The organism is Bartonella sp. AU16XJBT, assembly GCF_028618665.1.
Lineage (GTDB): Bacteria > Pseudomonadota > Alphaproteobacteria > Rhizobiales > Rhizobiaceae > Bartonella.
In genome coordinates, this window is record NZ_JAQITF010000034.1 from 1 (window position 1) to 7,309 (window position 7,309).

At 44.8% G+C, this 7,309-nt stretch carries 9 protein-coding genes; all 9 read right to left on the reverse strand.

The features are described from left to right. Window positions 1-233 (reverse strand): hypothetical protein (locus PVV66_RS08950; protein ID WP_273760986.1); only part of this gene is annotated, 233 nt, incomplete at its 3' end. 1 nt (window position 234) lies between these two features. Further along, window positions 235-1,311: a major capsid protein gene (locus PVV66_RS08955; RefSeq protein WP_273719346.1), complete on the reverse strand. Its 1,077-nt coding sequence runs from the start codon at window positions 1,309-1,311 to the stop codon at window positions 235-237. 12 nt (window positions 1,312-1,323) lie between these two features. Then, a complete protein-coding gene (locus PVV66_RS08960; protein WP_273719345.1) occupies window positions 1,324-1,692 on the reverse strand; it encodes a head decoration protein in 369 nt (122 codons plus the stop codon). Further along, window positions 1,689-1,955: a hypothetical protein gene (locus PVV66_RS08965; protein ID WP_273719344.1), complete on the reverse strand. Its 267-nt coding sequence runs from the start codon at window positions 1,953-1,955 to the stop codon at window positions 1,689-1,691. Before PVV66_RS08965 ends, PVV66_RS08960 begins: the two co-directional genes overlap by 4 nt. Then, window positions 1,952-3,031 carry a S49 family peptidase gene (locus PVV66_RS08970; RefSeq protein ID WP_273719342.1) on the reverse strand — a complete coding sequence of 360 codons (1,080 nt, stop codon included), beginning with the start codon at window positions 3,029-3,031 and terminating at the stop codon, window positions 1,952-1,954. Before PVV66_RS08970 ends, PVV66_RS08965 begins: the two co-directional genes overlap by 4 nt. Continuing rightward, entirely contained in the window at window positions 3,021-4,565 is a 1,545-nt protein-coding gene (locus tag PVV66_RS08975; protein WP_273719340.1) for a phage portal protein, read from the reverse strand. Before PVV66_RS08975 ends, PVV66_RS08970 begins: the two co-directional genes overlap by 11 nt. Continuing rightward, window positions 4,565-4,813, reverse strand: coding sequence for a phage head-tail joining protein (locus PVV66_RS08980; RefSeq protein ID WP_273719339.1), 249 nt, complete (start codon window positions 4,811-4,813; stop codon window positions 4,565-4,567). The genes PVV66_RS08975 and PVV66_RS08980 overlap by 1 nt, the downstream gene beginning before the upstream one ends. A gap of 3 nt (window positions 4,814-4,816) precedes the next feature. Further along, window positions 4,817-6,748, reverse strand: a complete 1,932-nt coding sequence (locus PVV66_RS08985) for a phage terminase large subunit family protein (RefSeq protein WP_273719338.1) — start codon at window positions 6,746-6,748, stop codon at window positions 4,817-4,819. Window positions 6,749-6,778: 30 nt separating this feature from the next. Then, the coding region (locus PVV66_RS08990) for a hypothetical protein (protein ID WP_273760987.1) at window positions 6,779-7,309 on the reverse strand (531 nt) is incomplete at its 5' end.

Below are 7,309 nucleotides of genomic sequence, written 5' to 3' on the forward strand. Positions count from 1 at the left end.
CTATCTTGAGGTTTTGGTGGTATTCCCCCGATATCATTGATACAAACATCAAGTTCCTTTTTTGCGATTGTGGTGGGGATTCTGCCACCAGCCTCCGATTCCGAATGCTTAATGGTGTAAATCGCTGTAATTTGAAACGATTGTTGATTATCCTTTCGCGTGTAGATGACGGGTTGCCCAAAGGTGTTGCGCACATCTTGAATCATTTGGTTTAGCAACCCGTGCCATCGCATGTTATTTTCCTCCACTGACCGCTTTAAAGAGCATTTCAGGGCGTGTGCAGATGTAAAGCGGATAGCTATAGACCTCCGGTTTTACCCATGCATTACGGTCGTGATCAACGATCAGCATGGTGTAGAGAGGTTTTCCAACCGTGTTGGCAAAATCCAAACTTTCTCCAGGAGAAAAGGTTTTTTGGAATACACCAGGCGCATCAACAGGAAAGAATTGACATTCATCCGGCTTAATGCCTATGGCACGCTTTGTTCCAGCCTTCGCACTCACATTATAGTTGTGAATACTCCGGTAATTAATGAAAGTAACGCCCGCAAAGTCAAAACTGCCAAAGCTCCCAGAACCAATTGCACTTGGTGTTGCAACACCTCCGGCGCTATTGAGTGTTTGTGCTAAGGCTGTGTTGAGATAGGTCTCACGAATTGTTTTATGGTTTTTCAACTTGGAAAAGAATTCATTTCCACAAAGCCCAATAATCCGCGAACGATCAGAAAACGCTCCCTTTGAAGCTTCAATCATTTTCATAATGACTTGATCAACATGGTCCGCAACATTGGTTGTCTCATTATTTAATTTAAAGTCAATCGGCTTTGGTGGTGCGATTTCCCATTCCTTGTACCAATCGACAATGACAGAGCCATCGGCATCAAGAACCACCCCTTGAACAGCGCCAAGTTGCATGTTTTCCCATGTCAATTCGATTTCAGAAATCAGTTTCTTTTGTTTTCTGGCAATATATTTCATTGCTGTCTCGAGTTGATCTTCTGTCCCAAATTCACGTCGGTTTTGGATTTCCTCTGATTTCACCGTGTCACTTTTGGCAATCCGTGTTGTTTTGAAAAACCGAAGATTACGTCCATCTCTATCACCTTCTGCCAAGGGGGCGCCACGTTCACTGGTTTGAATCAAGGACAATGTATTGTCACGTCTTTCAATACCAACCACTGTGGTGCTTGTTTCCACTTCCTCAAAAAGATTAAGAGAACTAATAAGCCCCGGTTGAAACTCATAGTTTTCAATCGCTTTCATCATGGTGGTGGCTGAGAAAGCATCATGTTTAAAAAAATTCATATCCATGTGCGCATTCTCCTATCGCAACAGAATTTTATTGTTGTCTTCTAAAGACTGAATGGCTGCCATCTTTTCTTGGTCAAGTATTGTATCTGGCCATAGCAATTCAGAAGCTTTTACAGTGCATAAGCGTGCTGTAATCACGGCGCGTTGATCTGCTTCTGTTGCGTCAACAGTGGCAAAAGAAATCCCTGCCGGTGTTTGACTGCCATCCGATGCTGCTGGATCAAGAGGGACATATTTTTCCGTTTCAGTCACCTTTCCCATGACAGTTCCCGCTTCAATGAAGGCTCCTGATGCAAACACCACTTCTTCGTTTGACATATCGGGGTCGTAGGGTCCAAGATAAGCACCATTGCGTACGTCGTCATAAATAATATTCGTCATTTCACTGCCCTCCAAGCTGTTTCCCATTTTGCATGAATCTTTGCCTTACTGTTTTCATCAGCATGAGGCGCATAAGGCGATACTTTCAAAGACGCGCTTTGAGAGCTAGCAGCCGTCAACACGCACTGGCGTGCTTTCTCGATGCTCATACCGTTTTGAATAGCTTTTGCTGCGTCAAAAGAAACGCCTAAGTGCTTTGCTTGCCTTTCAAGGGTTGTTAGTGCTTTTGCGCGCTTTCTTTCTTTTTCAAGCACGGCTTTCATATCTTCGCGCTTGTTTTCTTTGTCCTCATTGTCTTCGTCCTCATCTTCGTTTTCTTCGTCGTCAAAGATTTCGGCGTTTTTGTCGACGTCATTATCGTCTTCGTCCTCTTCCTCGTCATTGATGATGTCGACAATCTTTTCGTCATCCTCTTCCTCAGCGCGGTATTGTGTGCGTGCCATGTGTTTTGTCCTTCTTTTGTTGTTGATGTTGGGTTTTGTGATATGGAATCCGTTAAGGCTTCCAAAGCTTGCGCAAGGGTGCCTTGCACATCTGCTAATCCAAGTTTGAGAGCTTGGCTGCCTATAAAAGTTTCTGCTTTTGTGTCACGAATTGCATCAGCATTTAAGCGTCTGTTTTGCGCCACCAAATCGACAAACATTTCGTAGAGCAGGGCGCAATCGGCTTGCATTTTTATCTGTGCTGTATCGCTCAAGGGTTCGTGAGAATTGCCATGAACTTTATGGTCCCCTTCAAAAACAAAGGTCCATTTAAGTCCCTGTTTCTCATCTGCACGGGATTGGTCAAGATGGGCGCAAACAACCCCAATGGAGCCTACAACACCCGTGCGTGCAACCCATATTTGAGAAGCCGTACAAGCAATGGCATAAGCTGCCGAGCAAGCAAATTCATTGGCATGCGCCCAAATGGGCTTGGCATATTGTTTTGAAAGGGTTTGAAACTCTTCAACCAAATCAAAGATGCCACCGGCTTCTCCACCACCACTGTCAATATCAAGTAAGACAGCTTTCACATCAGGCTGTGCAATGGCTTCACGAAAAGAAGCTCTTAAACCTTCATAAGAAGTCAAGCCCGATAAAGCTCCAAGCCATGCGCCACGGCGTACAAGTGTGCCATGAACCGGTATGATGGCAATATTGTTTTGTACTACATAGGTTTCTGGTGGTCTGAAAGCTTCTGTATTCCCTTGCGAATAAGCTTCAATGGGAAACTTTTCACCTGCAAAAAGCCGTGGAGCAAGAGCATTAAGGATAATGTCAAGCTTTGTGGAGGCAAGCATGTGTGGAACCCCAAAAAGCCGTGATACCAAAAACGGCATGTCAAGATTATTCACCATTTTTGTGTGCCTCGCTGCCTTGGTTGCTTTCAGAAGTCTCAGAAGTCTCTGAATCTTCATTATCAATTGCTTGATTTTCACCAGAAGGTGCTGCCATATCCGTGTCAAAAGATAAGCCGCGTGCACGAGCGTCTGTGTGTTCTTCCTCAAGTTCGGCATGAATGCTGTCGATATCAAAGCCGCGCTCGGCCAGTGCCATGCGTCGTGTTTTCAAGCCAGCACGGATTTCTTCTTTTTCTGCCGAAATATCTTTGTTTGGATCAATCATTTCAAGCGGGGGTGCAAAGCTTTCACATTGAAGCCATGGTAAAGGATTTTCTTCCCATCCGGGTAAGTGAACGCGTCCAGAAAGTACTGCCATTTCAACAAAACGTTCCCAAACAATTCGGTTAAACTGAAAGGCAATGATATGTTCACGCCATTGTTTGACATGCCGTCTAAACTGAATGATAGAGGTTCGCACATTGGAGAAGTTCCCCCGCGTAACGTCTCCTGTCACAACGGCATAAGGCATATTGAGAGCCGAGCAAATTTTTAAAATATTGCGAAATTGGAAAGCCTCATAAGAACCTCCAACCTCAACAGGATTAGAGAATGTAACCTCTTTATTCTCTCCTAAATAAAGAGATGCACCGGGTGCAATGGCAGGTGCTTCGTATTCTTCTTCAACGTCGTTTTTATCACGATTATCGGATAATTTTGCGACGTTTGGGGAATTGTCCTTGACAAACGCCGCGAAAAGAGCCGCCGTCCTTTTTCGATCAAGTTCTGCATCATCATAGGATTCGAGTTGAAAGATTTTTGTCATAGAGCGCGTTATTTTGGGAGAACCGCGCAATTGTCCGGCAATCCGGCGTTCTTTTATATGAAGGACCATTTCAGCAGGGACACGTATGCGCTCTTGGCTCTTAAAGGCTCTGTTTGCAGAGCAATCATCATAGGGATGATGTTCCCAGAAATGATAAGCAACGCGCTTACCACTGGCATCGAATTCAATTCCCATACGAATGTAATTGCCTTCAATCTCAGCAGGTCCATTGTAAGTAAGATCCAGCATTTCAGTAGGATAAACTTGCAACTGAAGAGGCACACCAGAGCGCCCATAAAGGTCAACATAATGCAATCTTACAAAGCATTCTCCGGTTAAAAAGACCTCTCGGGCAATGGTTGCTTGCAGCCCATAAAAGCTGGCATCTTCATCGTAGTCTGCTTCATCAGCCCATTGCCACCATAAGTCTAAAAGCTTTTTCTTTTCTTCTTGAAAACCTTCAATGCGAGGATAAGGTTTAATCCCATCACTGACAGCCGCAGAGACCCATTCTTCAGTCGCAGAACCGTAAAGAGCTTCATTGTCATAAAGCCATCTTGAACGAGCAACAATGGTATCACCGCATTCTTCAATTGCTTTATTGATATGTTTTTTTGCGGGATCAAAACCACCCATGCGACGGCTTTTGCTTGCCGCTTCAAAATGGGGATTTTGTTGACGAGAAATTGTAAAAAAGCCCGTGAGTTTATTGAGAAAGCCAGCCATTAATAGCCTCGTGAGATATTAAAATAGAACACGCGTGAACCTTTACGACCTTCAAGGTCGGCTATTTGCCTATTCAGCATCTCAAGAGCTCTGCGAAGTTCCTCAACAGAGCGGTTGCTTACTTGCTTATCGCCATGGCGTACCGATTGCGCACCCGAATAAAGAGCCTCTTCAATTTGTTCACGCCGCCTTTTTAAACTTTCCAGTCTCGAAAGTTTGCTGTTCATTGGTTCTAAAGTTTCATCCACAAATTACCTCCAATCCCCTTGCATATAAGGATTCATCACCGTTCTGGATTGTTTCCTTTGAGGTTGTGCTATCTGAGATCTTCTTGGAGAAGTGAATGAAGAAATCCTAGATGTTTTTTCTTCCAAAGAGCTTTCAGCAATTTTAAGTTTTTCCAAACGCTCTTCTAAGATATCGACTTCTCGATTAAGGTTTATTCCTGCCGAAATCAGACCTTGCAAAGCCGCATAAGCATAGACTCTACAGTCCAAGGCTTCGTTTCTTGCCTTTTCACTTTTTTGCCATTCAATACGCTTGAAGCCTTTAAAATATTTAATGACTTTTCTTTCAGCGGTTAGCTGGTCAAAATATTCCTGGTCAAGGCTTTTGTGAAAGTGTGTTGCACCAGCCCCCGTTGCTTCGGGACCCGATTTTTTAAACCGTGCTGTAATGATATCTTTCGCGGCGTCAACCCCAACAATATAAAGATTAATCTGCCCTTTATTGTTTTTGCTTGGTCGGCGTGGCCATACCGCACGCCAGCCAGCTTGTCCTTTAATCCCCCAGATGCGCCGCCCCTCACGCGGACGCACATAGTTATAAACTGCCTGTGTGTGTCCACCACCGGTATCAATGCAAGCCGCTGTTATTCTGATACCCTCTTTATAGCCTGGATGCGGCCAGCGTTTTGCAAGATATTCATCCAATTGGTCCCACACTTCAAAAGAAGAGGGGTCACCAAGGATAACTTGATAATCAATATGCCAACTTTCTTCACTACGCCCCCATCCCACCACTTCAAGCTCTAAACGGTCATTTTGCACATCAATGCCCGCTGTCAACACGACGGCTTGTTCTGGTGCTAAAGGATACTCTTCGCGTTTTGCATAGAGGCTGTCTGGATCAACAACTTCGCCTGTTCTATCCTCCCACGGCTCTCCAAGCACTGTATTGACAAAAGGCTGTAGAAGAGCTGGATCATCCTTGGCATTTAAAAACTCTCTTGCACATTCCCCCCATGTAAGCCAAGGTGAATAGAGTGCCGAAATATGATAAGAACGCAAATTCGGTCTGCTTGACTCACTGGTTGGGACCCAGCATGCACCTCTTTCTTCACACATGAGATCTGTTTTTCGGTGCTCGGCATGTTCATGACCACAATGCGCACAAACAAAAACAGCTTTTTCGGGTGCTCCTTTTGGCCATTTGATTTGTGACCAAACAATCGGCTGGAGTGTACCACATTCATCACAAGGCACGTTGTAATATCGCTGGTCTCCTAGCACAAAATCCTTGGCAATACGGCTTGTGTCACGGTGGGTGGGAGTGGACAATTTAAAGATCTTTCGTTGTACAAAGGTTGATGTGCGCTTTTCCGCAATCATCACTGGATCACCTTCATTATCGACACTGAGAGGATAACCATCTACTTCATCCAAAATCAGATAACGAATAGGCATAGAACGTAGACCAGCTGCACTGTTTGCTCCTGTAAGCATCAGTGCTCCACCATCAAACTCTTTCGAAAACATGGTATTCCCGCTGTCACGTGCTCGCGCTGGGGCTATGCGTTCACTTAAAACTGGACTTGCCATAATCATGGGATCAAGCCGCGTCTTTGAAAGCTTTTTGGCTGTCTCAACGGTCGGCATGACATAAAGGGCAGGTCCTGGACTATAATGAATAGCATAACCGCAGAAATTCAATCCTGCCTCTGACATGCCAACCTGCGCTCCTTTCATGACAATGGTTGTTTCAATCGGTTTGTGAGAAGAAAGATTATCCATGATTTCGCGCAAATAGGGGGTGCGTTTTGTTCTCCACAATCCAGGTTCAGCACTGGCTACCGTGCTAAGGTATCTATTCTTGTCCGCCCATTGAGAAACCGTATATGGTGGGTCCGGTTGTCTTGCATCATTGGCATGGGCGAAAAATTCTGTAACAGCATTCTCATCCATTATTCATTCTTTGCTCGCCCCAAAACGCTCTCATTCTGGAGGTTGAGGATCATGATAAGGAACTGGAATATGAACAGCTTCAAGCAAAGCCTTTCGTATGTAATAATCAATGGCACCGATCAGACTTGCAGCATCACATCCAACTTGTGCGGCAATGCTTGCACCAAATCGATGAGGAAAATTCAACATAGCGTCACGGTGTGCTCTTCCAAACTCACGCGCTGCTCTCTTGACTTCTTCACGGTCAACGGTTGTTTCGCGTAAGCGTTCAAGGGCAATCTTTTCGCTTTCAAGGGCAACTTGCATTCGCTCCAGTTTAATCTTGTATTCATTGGCCGCCTCTGTAGAGACTTGTTTGATCTTTGTCCGCGGTTGACCATCCGGTGCTAAAAATGGAGCAGGGCGTTTTGTTGGATTCTCATTCCAGATAGCTGTTGCAAGCGCTTCATTAACAGAACCATCTTCAAAAAGAGCCTTATCAAATTTTCCAGTTTTAAAACGCGAAACCACCGCATTAGGAGAAACACGCATCTTTTTGGCAAAGGCACGAAGCGATAAACC

Bases quoted from the DNA above. Each gene is read 5' to 3' on its own strand.
- PVV66_RS08955 (WP_273719346.1), bottom strand. From the start codon at position 1,311: ATGGATATGAATTTTTTTAAACATGATGCTTTCTCAGCCACCACCATG.
- PVV66_RS08970 (WP_273719342.1), bottom strand. From the start codon at position 3,031: ATGGTGAATAATCTTGACATGCCGTTTTTGGTATCACGGCTTTTTGGG.
- PVV66_RS08965 (WP_273719344.1), bottom strand. From the start codon at position 1,955: ATGAAAGCCGTGCTTGAAAAAGAAAGAAAGCGCGCAAAAGCACTAACA.
- PVV66_RS08960 (WP_273719345.1), bottom strand. From the start codon at position 1,692: ATGACGAATATTATTTATGACGACGTACGCAATGGTGCTTATCTTGGA.
- PVV66_RS08985 (WP_273719338.1), bottom strand. From the start codon at position 6,748: ATGGATGAGAATGCTGTTACAGAATTTTTCGCCCATGCCAATGATGCA.
- PVV66_RS08975 (WP_273719340.1), bottom strand. From the start codon at position 4,565: ATGGCTGGCTTTCTCAATAAACTCACGGGCTTTTTTACAATTTCTCGT.